The 16,692-nt window shown below is 30.2% G+C and carries 12 protein-coding genes; 9 read left to right on the forward strand and 3 right to left on the reverse strand.

Features of this window, described 5'->3' with window-relative positions:
• Positions 1 to 133: 133 nt before the first annotated feature.
• The gene (gene porW / locus J9309_RS12315; protein WP_230476182.1) at positions 134 to 2,590 is read left to right on the forward strand and encodes a type IX secretion system periplasmic lipoprotein PorW/SprE; all 2,457 of its coding nucleotides are present in this window, start codon (positions 134 to 136) and stop codon (positions 2,588 to 2,590) included.
• 54 nt (positions 2,591 to 2,644) lie between these two features.
• Here the strand turns inward: porW and hemB are convergent, their stop codons facing one another.
• Positions 2,645 to 3,640 (reverse strand): porphobilinogen synthase, encoded by a 996-nt coding sequence (gene hemB, locus J9309_RS12320; protein ID WP_230476183.1) that lies wholly within the window; start codon positions 3,638 to 3,640, stop codon positions 2,645 to 2,647.
• A gap of 145 nt (positions 3,641 to 3,785) precedes the next feature.
• On the opposite strand from hemB, the gene J9309_RS12325 reads away from it, so the two are divergent.
• The 5 genes from J9309_RS12325 to hemL all read left to right on the forward strand — a co-directional run bounded on the left by J9309_RS12325 (position 3,786) and on the right by hemL (position 11,494).
• Positions 3,786 to 4,328, forward strand: a complete 543-nt coding sequence (locus tag J9309_RS12325; protein WP_230476184.1) for a lipocalin family protein — start codon at positions 3,786 to 3,788, stop codon at positions 4,326 to 4,328.
• Between the two features lie 46 nt (positions 4,329 to 4,374).
• Complete coding sequence (gene trmD, locus J9309_RS12330; protein ID WP_230476185.1) at positions 4,375 to 5,049, forward strand: tRNA (guanosine(37)-N1)-methyltransferase TrmD; 675 nt, start codon at positions 4,375 to 4,377, stop codon at positions 5,047 to 5,049.
• A 57-nt stretch (positions 5,050 to 5,106) separates the two neighbouring features.
• The gene (locus tag J9309_RS12335; protein ID WP_230476186.1) at positions 5,107 to 6,537 is read left to right on the forward strand and encodes a DUF4846 domain-containing protein; all 1,431 of its coding nucleotides are present in this window, start codon (positions 5,107 to 5,109) and stop codon (positions 6,535 to 6,537) included.
• A 43-nt stretch (positions 6,538 to 6,580) separates the two neighbouring features.
• Complete coding sequence (locus tag J9309_RS12340; protein WP_230476187.1) at positions 6,581 to 10,033, forward strand: ATP-dependent helicase; 3,453 nt, start codon at positions 6,581 to 6,583, stop codon at positions 10,031 to 10,033.
• A 174-nt stretch (positions 10,034 to 10,207) separates the two neighbouring features.
• The gene (gene hemL / locus J9309_RS12345) at positions 10,208 to 11,494 is read left to right on the forward strand and encodes a glutamate-1-semialdehyde 2,1-aminomutase (protein WP_230476188.1); all 1,287 of its coding nucleotides are present in this window, start codon (positions 10,208 to 10,210) and stop codon (positions 11,492 to 11,494) included.
• 59 nt (positions 11,495 to 11,553) lie between these two features.
• Here hemL and J9309_RS12350 read toward each other — a convergent pair whose 3' ends face one another.
• The gene (locus tag J9309_RS12350) at positions 11,554 to 11,871 is read right to left on the reverse strand and encodes a DUF4286 family protein (protein ID WP_230476189.1); all 318 of its coding nucleotides are present in this window, start codon (positions 11,869 to 11,871) and stop codon (positions 11,554 to 11,556) included.
• Positions 11,872 to 11,983: 112 nt separating this feature from the next.
• Here J9309_RS12350 and J9309_RS12355 point away from each other — a divergent pair, with 112 nt between their 5' ends.
• Positions 11,984 to 13,366, forward strand: a complete 1,383-nt coding sequence (locus J9309_RS12355; protein ID WP_230476190.1) for a dipeptidase — start codon at positions 11,984 to 11,986, stop codon at positions 13,364 to 13,366.
• 69 nt (positions 13,367 to 13,435) lie between these two features.
• Positions 13,436 to 14,590, forward strand: coding sequence for an FAD-dependent monooxygenase (locus J9309_RS12360; RefSeq protein ID WP_230476191.1), 1,155 nt, complete (start codon positions 13,436 to 13,438; stop codon positions 14,588 to 14,590).
• Here J9309_RS12360 and J9309_RS12365 read toward each other — a convergent pair whose 3' ends face one another.
• On the reverse strand, positions 14,591 to 15,256 hold the full coding sequence (locus tag J9309_RS12365; RefSeq protein WP_230476192.1) for an MgtC/SapB family protein: 666 nt from the start codon (positions 15,254 to 15,256) through the stop codon (positions 14,591 to 14,593).
• Between the two features lie 151 nt (positions 15,257 to 15,407).
• On the opposite strand from J9309_RS12365, the gene J9309_RS12370 reads away from it, so the two are divergent.
• Entirely contained in the window at positions 15,408 to 16,592 is a 1,185-nt protein-coding gene (locus tag J9309_RS12370; RefSeq protein ID WP_230476193.1) for an MFS transporter, read from the forward strand.
• The last annotated feature ends 100 nt before the right edge of the window (positions 16,593 to 16,692 follow it).

Below are 16,692 nucleotides of genomic sequence, written 5' to 3' on the forward strand. Positions count from 1 at the left end.
GTTGTAGATTAGCTTACATTATTAAATTAACCTAACCAACATAATCCAATAGTACAAATATCTAAAACTTTTTGTGAATACAAGATTTTTTGTATTCTTTCGTTTTATTGTAGATTTGTCGATATAGTTGACCATGAAGAAATACGCATTTAGCATCATTGTAGCAAGTCTTTTGGTGGGTTGTTCTACACGAAAAGATACTTTTCAGAATAGAAATTACCACAAAATGACTTCTTGGTTTAATGGCCTTTTTAACGCAGAAGAAGAATTAAATAAAAAACAGATTGAACTGAAATCTTCCTATACTGAAGATTACAGTGAGATTTTACCATTGGGTGAAAATTATTTTGGAAAAAATGATAATTCACAAGAATTTGATGGTTCTTTACTTAATATGACTCCAGGTAATTTGAATGGAAACGATAATAATTCAAATAAACCTACAGGTTACGAAGCTGTTGAATCTAAAGCAAATAAAGTAATAGAGAAACACTCTATGATGATTAGTGGTAATGAGAAAAACACTATGATTGCGCGTGCGTACTTATTAATTGGAAAGGCAAGGTTTAACAGAGGTAAATATTATGAAGCATTAGATGCTTTAAATTATGTAACCAAAAACTTCCCAAAATCAAAATATTACGATGAAGCATTGTTATACCAAACTTTAGCTGATATTCGTGGTGGAAATTATTTTGATGGTCAAGAAAAACTATTAAAACTTTACGATAAAGAAGACAAATTAAGTAAAGAATTAAATTACTTAACTGCAGCTAATTATGCAGACTTCTTGATCGAAAATAAAATGTACGAAGAAGCTTTAGAATCGCTACAAAGAGCTGAATATTACAGCAAAGGATCTGATAATAGAGCGCGTGTTTTATTTGCTTTAGGTCAAGTTTATTCTAAATTAGGAATGCAAGAAGAAGCTGGTGAAGCTTTTACACAAGTATATAAAATTCGTCCAGGATTTGATATGGAAGTAAAATCACAGTTAGCTATTGCTCAAAATTTTGATCCAAAAATCAATACCTACGGTTCGTACAAAGAACATATTTTAGACCAAAGTAAAAAAGGTATTTATACTTCTAAAAAGAATGAATTCTATTACGCTATTGCTGAAATGGCGTTTCGTGATGGAAATATTAATGAAGCTATCGAATATTCAAAATTATCTCTAAAAGAACCTATTTCAGACCCTTACATTAGAGCTAAAGCATATGAAAATTATGCAAATATCGAATTTAGCCAAGGAAATTATCTTCATGCAACTTCTTATTTTGATTCTGCTGTAACAAATTTCACAAAAGAATCTGACAAGAACAGAATTAATGAAAAAAATACTATTCTTAAAAAGTTAATGGAAATGCATTACTTGGTACAAAAGAATGATAGTATTTTGCGCATTGCTTCTATGTCTAAAGATGAGCAAAAAGATCATTTTACGGCATATATTGCAAAAATTAAAAAAGAAGAAGAAGAACGAGTTATTCAAGAACAGCAAGAAATGGCAGAATTCCAATTGGGTGGAAAAGTTGCAAGTTTTACATCAAGTTTTGATAATTCAGGTTCTAATAAATTTTACTTCTACAATCAAAGTTTAAAAAATAATGGTTTGGCTGAATTCCAACGTGTTTGGAACTCACCTTCTTTAAAAGATAATTGGAGAAATTCGGCTTCCAATCCAGGTGGAAATTTAGCAGATCGTGAAAACGAATTATTAGGAAATATTGCAGCTGGAGATCCTCGTCGTTTTGAGATTGATTATTATTTAGAGAAAATTCCTAAAACTGCTAATGATTTAAACAATTTAAAAATTACAAGAGATACAACACAACTTTCTTTAGGTACAGGTTATTACGATCATTTTAACGATGTTAAATTATCCGCATCTACTTTAGAAAAGTTGGTAGCTTCGCCGCCTAAGCAAAAAGAAGTCGAAGTTCAAGCTCTGTATCAATTGTATCGTATTCATAAAGATCGCGACAAAACGTTAGAAGATAAATACAAAAATATTATTCTTGAAAAGTATGGTAATACGATTTACGCTGGATATATTTTAAATCCTGAAGTTGACTTTATTACAGCCGAAACAAAAGAAGCTTTAGCTGATTACGAAGCAACTTATACGCTTTATAAAGAGGAGAAATATGAAGAAGTAAAACAACGTGTAAGCGCAGCAATTACAAAATATCCGACTGAGATTATTATTGCTAAATTTGCTTTACTTAATGCTTTTGCAGTTTCGAAAACCGAATCAAAAGAAAATTTTGAAAAAGCTTTAGAAATTGTGGTTTTAGCTTACGATAAAACGGACGAAGCGAAACGAGCGAAACAATTATTAGAAAGTTTAAGAAATCCTGATAAATCGGCATTAACAAATGCAAGTTCAGGAAAAAATACGGATAAAGAAGGTAGTAATTCTAACACTGAAGTAACCAGTGAAGAAGATGAAAATTTTGTTCCACCAATGCCTGGAGGAAATCCATTCGGCACAGTAGATCAACAATTTACACCGAAAGCACCAACTCAGAATAATAAAAATAATACAAATAAAAAAACAAATTCTACCGATGAGTGGGATAGATAAATAAAAAAAACTCAACATTTATGTTGAGGTTTTTTTTATCTATATATTATTATTTTATTGATCATTTAATAATCTTGCAGCTTCTTTTGCAAAATAAGTTGTGATTAAATCTGCACCTGCACGTTTCATACAAGTTAATGTTTCTAACATGATACGATCATGATCAATCCAACCTTTTTCAGCAGCAGCTTTAATCATTGCATATTCACCAGAAACCTGATAAACAGATACAGGAACTTGTAAATTATCTTTTACTAACTTCACAATATCTAAATAAGCCATACCTGGTTTTACCATTAAAATATCCGCACCTTCCTCAACATCAGCCATTGCTTCGCGTAATGCTTCTTGCGAATTGTGGTAATCCATTTGATAGGTCTTTTTATCTTTCGGAATTTCCATATTATCAACTGGAGCACTATCTAAAGCTTCGCGGAAAGGTCCGTAAAATGAAGAAGCGTATTTTGCCGCATAAGACATAATTCCTACGTTATCAAAACCATTTTCTTCTAACGCTTCACGCATCGCACCAATACGTCCGTCCATCATATCTGATGGCGCAACGAAATCAGCACCAGCTTCTGCATGAGATAAAGTCATTCGAACCAAAGCATCAACCGTTTGATCATTTGCAACTTGTCCATTTTCAATGATACCATCATGACCGAAAATAGAATAAGGATCTAATGCAACGTCTGGCATTACAATCATATCAGGACAAGTATCCTTAATTAATTTGATTGTATTTTGCATTAATCCATTCGGATTCCATGCCTCTTTTCCTGTATTATCTTTTAAGTTATCGCTAACTTTACAATATATGTTTACAGATTTAATTCCTAAATCCCAAGCTTCTTTTACTTCTTTCTTTACATTATCTAAAGAATTACGGTAAATACCTGGCATTGATGGCACTTCCACCTTTACTCCTTCACCTTCAGCAATAAATAATGGCATGATAAAATCATTAGTTGTTAAATGATTTTCACGAACCATACTACGAATAGATTCGTTTTTACGAAGTCTTCTATGTCTGTTATAAATGAACATTTTATTATTCTTAGAATTTAAACAAAGTTACTTGTTTTTGTTTATAATTTCTGAATGAATAATATCAATTCTATTTATGATAATATTCAACTTTTTTCAATTCATTAATGGAATAAAAATTGATTTAAATAAGTAAACATCATTTATGAGAAAAAACAATTTACTATTATTTAGCACAATTGCACTATCAACTCTTTTATTCTTATCTTCTTGTAGTGTAAAAGTTCCTGATCATGTAAAACCAGTATCATATTTTAACTCCAAAGATTATAGCGGAAAATGGTATGAAATTGCACGTTTTGATTTCAAATACGAAAAAGATATGAGCAATGTAACTGCTGAATATACGATAAATGAAGATGGATCTATCAAAGTTGTAAATCGTGGTTTTGATTACATCAAAAATGAATGGAAAGAAAAAATTGGAAAAGCTAAATTCAATGGACCAATCACACAAGGTGCTCTTAAAGTTTCATTTTTTGGACCTTTTTATGCCGGTTATAATGTGGTTGCAATGGATCCTAATTATCAAACAGCTTTAGTTTTTGGTGAAAGTACAGACTACATTTGGATTTTATCTCGAACTAAAACAATATCAGAAGAAACTAAACAAAATTACTTAAAGAAAGCCAAAGAAGCTGGATATGATTTAGATCGTTTAGTGTGGACAGAACATGACAAAGATTAATAACTAATCAATTTGTTAAACCATTTTTTAAAAATATCTTTGCAGTATGCGAATAGATATTATCACAGTTTTACCTGAATTATTAGTAAGTCCCTTTTCAGCCTCAATTATGAAAAGAGCGCAAGACAAAGGTTTAGCTGAAATTCATGTACATGATTTAAGAGAATTTGGTAAAGGTAGATACCGCCACGTTGATGATTATCCTTATGGTGGAACTTCTGGAATGGTGATTATGTGTGAACCATTAGATAAAATGATTACCAAATTGAAAGATGAACGTGAATATGATGAAATCATTTATTTAACGCCAGATGGTGAAACATTAAACCAAAATATGGCAAATAATTTATCATCTGCAGGTAATTTGATGATGATTTGTGGTCATTACAAAGGGATTGATCAACGTATTCGTGATATGTATGTGACAAAAGAAATTTCGATTGGAGATTATGTACTTTCTGGTGGAGAATTTGGAGCAATTATTTTAGCTGATTCAATTATACGATTAATTCCAGGTGTAATTGGTGATGAAACTTCTGCTCTGTCAGATTCATTTCAAGATAATTTATTAGCGCCACCTGTTTATACACGTCCATCAGATTATAAAGGGCATAAAGTCCCTGATGTTTTACTTTCAGGTAATTTTCCTAAAATTGAAGAATGGTTACACGAACAAGCAATTGAACGTACAAAAGAAAGAAGACCAGATTTACTGAAATAATATAAAGCCTCAATTTATTGAGGCTTTTTCTTTATCTTAGAATTTCTATTGTAGAATATGAAAGCTATTGTAATTGGTGCCACTGGCGCAACTGGAAAACCTTTAGTGCAAGAATTAATTAATGATTCTAATTATCAAGAAATCGTAATTCTTGTACGTCGTGATGCTAAAATTTCACATCCAAAAGTGAAGCAAATCATTGTAGATTTTGATCAACTCGAAAATTATGCTGATTTCATCAAAGGAGATGTTGCATTTTCGTGTTTAGGTACAACGCTAAAAGATGCTGGGAGTAAAGAAAGACAACGAATTATTGATTATAATTACCAATTAAAATATGCAGAAATTGCTAGTCATAATCAAGTCAATTCTTTTGTTTTAGTTTCTAGTATGAATGCTGATAGTAATTCAAAAATCTTTTACTCTAAAATAAAAGGTGAACTTGAAGATGAAATTAAAAAATTAAATTTCGAACAATTAATTATTTTTCAACCAGGACTATTACAACGCCCAAATAGTAACCGTTTTGGCGAAAATTTTGGTGTAAAAGCTATTCATTTATTAAATTCATTTGGATTACTAAAAAAATATAATCCGCTAAAAGTTGAAGATTTAGCAAAATCTTTAGTCCGTTCAGTTACAAAATATCCAAAAACAAAAATTACAATTAATACCTTAAAAGGACTTCCTTTACTCCTACTTGTTTTCATGCTTTCATGCGAATCGAAATCTGGTCATAAAGATTCAAATCCTATACAATCCACTGAAATTTCTCAAGAAAATAAAAGAAATTTTATCAATACAAACGGGAGTACTATTTTGGATAGATATAATACTCCAGACGGAACGGAAAGAGAAAATTACAGCGAATCTGATTTCGGTTATTTCTTGCAAAATTTACCCTTAAAACCTTATGGAAGTAGCGTTTTATATTATTCTGGAGAAGAAAAAGACAACCAAAATGTATATAATGCAGTAATTGATTTACCAATTGGAACGAAAGATTTGCATCAATGTGCAGATGCAGCCATGCGTTTACGTGCAGATTATTTATATCAACAAAAACTTTACAAAAATATCGCATTCAACTTCGTTTCGGACGGACAACCACGATATTACACAGAATATGTAAACGGAGATTATTCTGAATCGAAATATTGGGAATATTTAGAACATGTATTCAATTATGCCAATACGGCTTCATTAAAAAATCAATTACCATCTGTTTCTTATCAAAATATAAAAATTGGAGATATTCTGATTCAAAAAGGAAATCCTTATGGTCATGCGGTAATGGTTGTTGATTTAGCTAAAAATGATACTGAAACATATGTTTTAATTGCACAAAGCTACATGCCAGCGCAAGAGTTACAAATTTTAAATAATCCAAATACTTCAGATGAATCGCCTTGGTATAAAATTCAAGAAGGAAATATTTATACACCTGAATGGAATTTCACAAGTGATGATTGGAAAACTTGGGAGTAATTTTATTGAAGATTAAACGTATTTTTGCAAAAATATCACCTGCATGAATTCACAGAACGGAACTCGTTATTTAGAGGAAGTTTTAGCCATACAACAAACTAACAAGCCAATAGTTTCTAAATATTTAGACCTAAAACGTGTGGTTGAAAATTTGGCTTTCGAATTAACTAAAAACGAAAGTTTACAATTCTCGAATCTTTTCTCTAAACTTTCGTTTATTTGTAATACATACAAAGTTTCTACAAAAATTCATTCGTTTCGTGCAACAGTTAAAAAAGTCGAAACACAATCTTATCAGCCAGAAGAATTAGAATATTTTACACATTTAATGTATGTTTCGGAGTTTATTGCTTCAATTTACGAAGTCATGACTCCTGCAGAATTAATGTACTTTTTTCCTGCAAAAGCCTATTATACAAATAAAATCACTACGCGCAAACGCATTAAAAAAATGCGTGTTCAGGTGATTGAAATTAAGATGGATTGTTTGATTTGTGATTACGAAGAAGTTGAAGACGGCGAATATATTACAGTTCGAATTGATGAAGATGGAATCAATGAACGTTTTAAATCAACTTCTAAATTCTGGATTGGCGCACAACTGAATTTGATTAATGTTTCGGTTGATGAAGAAGATATTTATCACCCAAGATTTATCATTTTAGAACCTGATTATTTAATCAATATTTCCTCTATTGCTGAATGTTTCCAAGATTATGGAACTTCTCCTATGCAATTTATTAAAAGCAAATTTGAAGAATCTCCGAATTCAAAACACATCCGATTAGGAAATTTTGCCAATCAAGTTGTTGATGCTTTAACCACTGAAGGAATTGAAAACACAGATTTCGATGAGCTTTTTATGGAAGATTTTAAAACAAATCCGTTAGAATTTTCGTCTTGTGAAGACTTAACTAATTCAGAAAAATTTAAAGAATATTACCAAGAAGCCAAAGGCCATTACGATCGTATAAAAAAAGTAATGGAAGAAGATTTTAAAAAGTATGATATTTCATTAGATCGCATCCTTTTAGAACCTTCTTTTTTGTGTGAACAATTTGGGATTCAAGGTCGTTTAGATATTTTAGATTTAAATCCTGATGGTAAAAATAAAATTATAGAATTAAAATCTGGAAGTGCTCCTTTTGGAGATCATGAAGGTGTGAAAATTAAGCCAAATCATGCGGTTCAGTTATTTTTATATTATCAAATAATTGGTGTATTATTCGATTTAGAATTTAAAGATATTGCGAATCATACTGATGGTTACATTTTCTATTCTAAAGTTTATTCTGGAAATTTACGTTACGACAAACCTAATTTAAGTCGAGTTCAATCGATCTTAGATTTAAGAAATTTAATCATTATTAATGAACATATTTTAAGTTCTGGTGATAGAAATTTAACTGAAAATTTAATTAATCAAGTTAATGTAAATGAGCTAATTAAGTTAAAAAACTTAAACCCAAAGTTTAAGGAATTAGTTGGTAATCAGATAGAAGCATTTCAGCTTCCGATAAAAACAAGCACACCCTTAGAAAAAGAATATTTCTATAGTTTTGCAAGCTTTATTGCGAAAGAACAATATTTGGGGCAATTAGGACTTGGACAATCAAATTCGAATAACGGATTAGCAAGTTTGTGGTTGAATACATTTGATGAAAAAGCTAGAAATTATGAAATCATTTATGATTTAGTGATTCAAGAAAATTCTATTCATCAAGACAAACGACAAATTGTTTTGAAGCGTACCAATCCGGCAAACGATTTTATATCAATTCGCGAAGGAGATATTTGCGTACTATATCCAAGAAACAACAATGGAGAAACAGCATTATCAAATCAAATTTTTAAATGTACAATTCGTTCAATTAAAAAAGATTCAATCACACTTCAATTCAGATATAAACAACCAAATACTCACTTCTTTGACACATTAGGAACTGATACCAAATGGGCTTTAGAACGTGATTTTATGGATAATTCATTCATATCAATGTATAGAAATATTTATGCATTTATGAAAAGTAAATCCGACACCAAACAATTATTACTTAATCAACGAGAACCAATTAATCCTTTGGATTATAATTTCCATAAAGATTATTTATCTGAAGAACAAAATCGCATCTTGAAAAAAGCACTTTCTTGCGAGGATTATTTCTTATTAAATGGCCCTCCAGGAACGGGTAAAACTTCAATCATCATCAATGAATTGGTCAAAGAATTATACCAAAATTCTAAGTCCAATATATTGCTGTTAGCCTATACCAATCGTGCCGTAGATGAATTGTGTGAAAGTATAAATGATGCAATTGATGATTCAATCAACCAGAAATTTATTCGAATCGGAAGCGAATTAACAACTTCGCCTGAACATCATAAAAATTTATTGAATGTTATTATTCGTAAAAAAGAAGAAGAATTAAAACAAATTGGCGAAAAATTTACTCGTAAAACAATTATTGATTTAATTCAAAATCAACGAATTTTCATTTCAACAGTGGCTTCTATTACCAATAAATCGGATATTTTAAAGCTTAAAAAATTCGATACGATTATTATTGATGAAGCTTCACAGATCTTAGAACCTCAAATCATTGGAATTTTACCAAAAACTAAACGCTTTATTATGATTGGAGATCATAAACAATTACCTGCTATTGTTTTACAATCTCCTGAATTATCTAAAACAAATTCTGAAAAACTAGAAGAAATCGGATTAGTAAACCGTAAAAATTCTTTATTTGAAAGATTATATGAGTTTTGTGAGAAAAATAAATATGAAAATGCCTACGATCAATTAACTTATCAAGGTCGTATGCATTACGAAATTGCTGATTTTCCGAACCAACATTTTTATGGAGGAAAGTTGAACGTAGCTTATGATTTGGAACATTTAAATAATGATGCAAAGCAAAATTTAGCTCGACAACGTGCAGAATTGAATTTAAAATCGTTTGAAAACAATCATTTGCAAGAGCTTTTAACAACTAAACGTTTTGCATTTTTAGAAGTTGAAGAGCATCCATCGTTACCAAAAACAAATTACCAAGAAGCTGATTTGGTTGTTGAATTGGTAAGAGAAATTATTAAAATATATAACTTCAATCAAAAAGAATTCAATCCTAAAAAGACGATCGGTATTATTGCTCCATTTAGAAATCAAATTGCTTTAATAAAACAAAAATTAGAATTAGCTAACATTCCTGATTTCGACCAAATTACGGTAGATACAGTTGAACGTTACCAAGGAAGCCAACGAGATATTATCATTTATAGTTTTGCTGTAACACATTTTGCACAGTTAAATTCTTTAGTTAATATGAATGATAATGGTGATGTTGATAGAAAATTAAATGTGGCTTTAACTAGAGCGAAGGAACAATTATTCTTGATTGGGAATAAATATATTCTAAAAGAAAATCAAATCCTTAATAATTTGATTTTCTACTTAGATTATCGTCAGTCATTACTGACAGTAAGTTTAATTTAGTTAGTTTGTGATGCAAATATAGGTAGTCATTTAATTAAAAATATACCTATATATGTGTAATTTGTTATTTATTAAATATTTTAAAATGATATAAATTTTAGGCAAATCAGGAGGATTATCTTTCTTTATTCAAGCTAGTTTCGTTAAATTTGCATAACTATTTTACAGTTTATTATGTTGTATCAAAGAAGTAGTGCATTATTTGCAGATGCACAAAATTATATACCAGGAGGAGTTAATTCACCTGTAAGAGCATTCAAATCAGTTGGTGGAACTCCAATTTTCATTTCTAAAGCAGAAGGTGCATACATTTACGACGAAGATGGTCGTGATTATGTAGATTATATCAATTCTTGGGGTCCAATGATTATTGGTCATACTCATCCAGAAGTTTTATCAGCTACGGTTGAGCAAATGAAGAAAGGTTTTTCTTTCGGAACTCCAACTGAATTAGAAACTGAAATTGCTAAACTTATTACATCTGTTGTACCAAACGTAGACATGGTTCGTATGGTAAATTCAGGTACAGAAGCTTGTATGTCTGCAATTCGTTTAGCACGTGGTTACACTAACCGAGATAAAATTGTAAAATTTGAAGGTTGTTATCACGGACATTCAGATTCATTTTTAATCAAGGCTGGTTCTGGCGCTGCAACATTCGGAAACCCAAATTCTCCAGGAGTTACACAAGGAACAGCAAAAGATACATTATTAGCAGAATATAATAATTTAGAATCTGTTAAAACTTTATTTGAACAAAATAAAGGTGAAATTGCTGCAATAATTGTTGAGCCAATTGCAGGAAACATGGGATGTGTTGTACCAAAAGAAGGTTTCTTAGAAGGATTACGCACTTTATGTACTGAAAACGGAGCCTTATTAATTTTTGATGAAGTAATGACTGGTTTCCGCCAAGCAATGGGTGGTGCACAAGAAAGATTAAACATCAACGCAGATATTGTTGCTTTTGGTAAAGTTATTGGTGGTGGATTCCCAGTAGGTGCATTTGCTGCTCGTAAAGAAATCATGAGCCATTTAGCTCCACTTGGTCCTGTTTATCAAGCAGGTACATTATCAGGAAATCCGATTGCAATGCGCGCTGGTTTTACAACTTTAAATATCATTAATAACGATCGCGAATTATTTAATCGTATAGATAAAACAACTGAAATTTTAGATATTGAAATTTCTAAAATCTTAGCAGAAAAAGGAATCGCACATCATACCAATCGTTTAGGTTCGATGTTCTCAGTTTTCTTTACAGAAGATAAAGACATCAATAATTTTAATGACGTTGCTACAAAATGCAACCACGAAACATTTAATAAATTTTTCCATCATTTATTATCAAATCAAGTTTACATTGCTCCATCTGGATATGAAACTTGGTTTATTTCTGATGCAATCAAAGATGCTGAAATTAATAAAACTTTAGAAGCTGTAAGAAGTTTCGAATTATAAAATACTTCTCTATTAGAAAGATAAAAAGCAGATTCAAAATTGAATCTGCTTTTTTATTTTTATAAACTAAAATCTCCTAAATGATCCATTTCGGTAGAAAATGAAAGTACCTTTGTAGCAAATTTTTCTAATGATTTTTGTTGAATATCAGATAAAAAATTATTTTTAAATTGATCCAAAGTCAAATCGTCATTTACAAAAAACTGGATAGAATATGTTTGAAATCCTGGTTCTGCATGTGAAGTAATTTGACCTAATCTGGCTCCTAAAAAACACTTCGTATTTAGATAATCATTTATGTGCGTTTCTTTAAACCACGGCAACCACTCATCGTGTACACTATCTTCAACAACAAAAGTTGTATTATATAATATCATATTTCAATTTTTTACAAAGATACACCACTTTTTGAATCCTAATAAATACTAAATTATATCATCATTATTAATATTTATCATTAACTTTAGGCATTATTCATAAAAAACAGAAATGAACAATACGCAAAAATTTATACAAGAAAATAAAGATAGATTTCTTGATGAATTAATCGAATTACTTAAAATACCTTCAATTAGTGCAGATACAGCTTATACACAGGATGTTATAAATACTGCTGATTTAATCGCTAAATATTTAACAGACGCTGGTGCTGATAATGTAGAAATTTGTGAAACTGAAGGTTTCCCAGTTGTTTATGGAGAAAAAATTGTAGATCCTACAAAACCAACTGTTTTAGTGTACGGACACTATGATGTACAACCAGCTGATCCTTTAGAATTATGGGAATCAGGACCTTTTGAACCTGTTATCAAAAAAACAGAAATTCATCCAGATGGAGCAATTTTTGCACGTGGATCTGCTGATGATAAAGGTCAAATGTTTATGCATGTGAAAGCTTTTGAAGCTTTAAACAAATCTAACGAATTACCTTGTAACGTTAAGTTTATGATTGAAGGTGAAGAAGAAATTGGTTCACCATCTTTAGTTAACTTCGTTAAAAACAATAAAGAGAAATTAAAAAACGACGTGATTTTAATTTCTGATACTTCAATGATTTCTAACGAGCAACCATCAATCTCAATTGGATTACGTGGATTATCTTATGTAGAAGTTGAAGTTAAAGGAGCTAATCGCGATATGCACTCAGGTGTTTATGGTGGTGCAGTTCCAAATCCATTGAATATTTTAGCTGGTATGATTGCTAAATTAATCAATGAAAAAGGAGAAATTACGATTCCAGGTTTTTACGATAATGTAATCGAATTAACGGAAGAAGAAAGAGCTGAAATGGCTAAAATCCCTTTCAACATTGATGATTACAAAAAATCAATTGGAATTGCTGACATTCAAGGTGAAGAAGGTTATACAACGATAGAAAGAACTTCTATTCGCCCAACTTTAGATGTTAATGGAATGTGGGGTGGTTACATTGGTGAAGGTGCAAAAACTGTTATTCCATCAATGGCTTATGCTAAAATTTCTATGCGTTTAGTTCCAGGTCAAGACCATGAAGATATTACACGCAAATTTGTAGAATATTTCCCTACTCTTGCTCCATCTTCTGTAGAAGTTGTAGTAAAACCTCATCACGGTGGTAAACCATATATTTTACCAACTACTGATAAAGGTTATATTGCTGCTAAAAAAGCTTTAGCTGAAACTTTTGAAAAAGAGGCTTTACCAGAAAGAGCTGGAGGATCAATTCCAATTGTAGCATTATTTGAAGAAGAATTAGGAACAAAATCTGTATTAATGGGATTCGGATTAAACTCTGATGTGATCCACTCTCCTAACGAACATTATGGTTTATTCAATTTCTATAAAGGAATTGAAACTATTCCATACTTCTTTAAATATTATACTGAAGAGTAAAATTTAATAATCGAATTATATATTTAATGCCTTAATTTTAATCGATTAAGGCATTTTTTAAATTAAAAAATGACTGATAAGAATTTTATAATTGTTGGTGCCGGAATTGCTGGATTATGCTTAGCCAAAGCATTTGAAGATTTAAATATTTCATACACTTTATATGAAAAAGCTGACGAAGTTCGTGGGATAGGTGCTGGTTTTGGATTAGCATCAAATGCAATGAAAGCATTTGAAATATTAGGTTATGAAGACAAAATTATTCCACTTGGCCACATGTTAGAAGATTTTGAAATTCAGAATTGGAAAGAAAAAACAATTTTAAAAGCTGATACCAACCGATTACGAAAGAATTACAATACTGATAATTTCGCAATACATCGTGCTGATTTACATCAATTTCTATATCAATCTATCGATGCAAAAAATGTAGTTGTAGGAAAAAAAGTTGTTGATTTACAACAAAATTACGAAAAGGTAATTCTATACTTTGATAATGAGACTTCAGTTACAGCTGATTTTGTAATCGCAGCTGATGGTATAGGTTCATCAATTAGACAAAAATTACTTCCTAAATCTACTCCAAAATACGCTGGCTATATTTGTTGGCGAGGTGTTATCAAAGATGAAAATTACAATACTAAAAAATCTATTGAAACGTGGGGATCAAATGGTCGTTTTGGATTGACTCCATTAAAAGACAATCAAATTTATTGGTATGCATGTAAAAATACTCCTCTAAACAGTGAAGTTTATCAATGGGATTTGACAGATATTAGAAGAAATTTTGCTGAATATTCTGGTATTATTCGTTCTACGCTTCAAAAAACAAAACAAGAAGATTTAATTACAACGCCAATTATGGATTTGGAACCAATTGCAGCTTATAAATATAATCGCATATTATTAATTGGAGATGCTGCGCATGCAACAACGCCTAACATGGGCCAAGGTGCTTGTATGGCTGTTGAAGATGTTTGTGTTTTGGTTGACGAATTAAATAGAAATCCTGATGATATTATTAAATGTTTTGAAAACTATAATAAAAGACGATTAAAAAGAACGCATTACATTATTCAAACTTCGAGATTAGCAGGAAAAGTCGCGCAATTAGAGAATAAATTTTTGACAACAATTCGTGATTTTACCTTTAGAAAATTACCAACTTCAATCGCACAAAGTCCATTAGATGATTTATTAGAACAAGATTTTATGAAAATTTAATTAAAAATCCATTTCTATTATTTTATCGTTTGTAACCAAATAGTTTTCAATTAATTCAAGATTATTTACTTTGTAAGTTATTTCAATAATACATGTAATATCATTTTCGTTTACGGTAATTGACCTTGAATTTACAGTTAAACAAAACTCACTTAAATCATTGATAATATGATTTTTAAAATCATAATTATCTCTGTTAAATTTAATGGAAATTATTTTAAAACTAGTTTTACTTATAAAGTTTTTAGAAATAAGATTTCCAAAAAATATGATTAAGAAACTACATATTAAAAACACAATTCCAATTAAATATTCTCCAAAACCGAATGACATTCCGATTGCAGCAGAAATCCAAATTATTCCAGCTGTAGTTAAACCATTTACATTAACACCATCTTTAAAAATTACACCTGCACCCAAAAAACCTATTCCACTAACAACATAAGACGCAATACGAGTCGCATCTTCAGAATCTCCTGCTCCTATTTTAAAGGATAATATCGTAAATAATGTACTACCCAAACAAATAATTGTTATCGTTTTAAAACCTGCAGATTTATCTTTAACTTCCCTTTCAATCCCTAATAATAAACCAGCAAATAAGGATAATATGATTTTAATTAAATCTTCATTTTCCCAATTTTTAATTATTACATCCCAATCCATAAATTATTTTTTCTAATTGCTAACAAAACAAAGACCATAAAATTTTTGATTTGATAAATTGGCTCGATTAAACAAATCTATGTCCTGAATTAAACATACAGACGTAGAATAAATAAAGACATTTGCGCTTTCAAATTATTTAAGATTTTCAATGGAACAAAAACTCTGGAACAAAAACTTTATAAATGTATGTTTAAGTTCTTTCTTCATATTCTCTAACTTTTATTTGTTAACTGCTACCATGCCAATTTATGTAAAAAACGATTTACAAGGTAGCGCAACACATATCAGTTTAATCGTTTCGTTGTATATTTTAGGAACTGTATTATTAAGACCATTTACTGGAAAATGGGCCGACCAGTACGGAAAAAGAAAAATTGCATTGGTGTTTTTAACCATATTTATCATTTGTAATCTTGTCTATTTAGGAACACAAGCGATCGTACCATTGTTAATTGTCCGATTTATAAATGGATTCGGATTTTCGGCCGCTACAACATCTACTGCTGCATTAGCAATGGATTGGATTCCATCAAAAAGAAAAGGAGAAGGAATTGGCTATTTTGGACTATTTATGAGCCTTGCAATGGTTGTAGGTCCAGCTTTAGGAATCTTTTTAGCTAATAATTTCGATTATTCAGTTTTATTAATTGTTGCTTCTATATTTGCAATTTTATCGATGATTTTTAGCTACTTTACAGCTGAAAAACCAATTAATGAACTAAAGCAAAATGATAAACCAAAAGTAAAAGGCATTGATCAATATATAGAACGAAAAGCTTTACCAATATGTTTTACAGCCTTTTTATTAGCATTTGCTTATAGTGCTATTGTTGCTTATATCGCGCTTTATTTCTCTGAAATTGGACAAGCTAAATATTCTATGTTTTTCTTTATTTGTTTGGCTTTAGTAATCATCCTTACTCGACCTAAAATTGGAAAAATTTATGACTCGAAAGGTTCAAATACATTAGTTTATCCAGGATTAACATTACTAATTATTGGCTTATTTATTGTTGGATTTTCAACAAATACAACAATTTTATTGGTTGCTGCTGGTATTATTGGTTTAGGTTATGGCGCTGTATTTCCGTCATTTCAAACCTTATGTATCTCTTCAGCAGAACCTGCTAGAGCTGGAACAGCATCTGCAACATTTTTCTTATTATACGACATTGGAATCGGATTAGGATCATTTGTATTTGGAATGATTTCTTCAAATTTTGGATTCAAATTAACATATTTCTTAGCTGCTCTTATTGGGCTTTGTTGCTTAGTAAGTTATATTTTCATAATCAACAAAAAGAATAATCGTAATAAAATTGTGATTGAATAAAAGAGGATTCTATTTCTAAAAATTTTATGATGGTTAAATTTTATAAATGATTCAATCATTAAACTTTAGATTATAAATATTAAAATTTTAAAAATCAGAA

This window comes from Faecalibacter bovis (assembly GCF_017948305.1).
In the GTDB taxonomy this organism is placed as follows: domain Bacteria; phylum Bacteroidota; class Bacteroidia; order Flavobacteriales; family Weeksellaceae; genus Empedobacter; species Empedobacter bovis.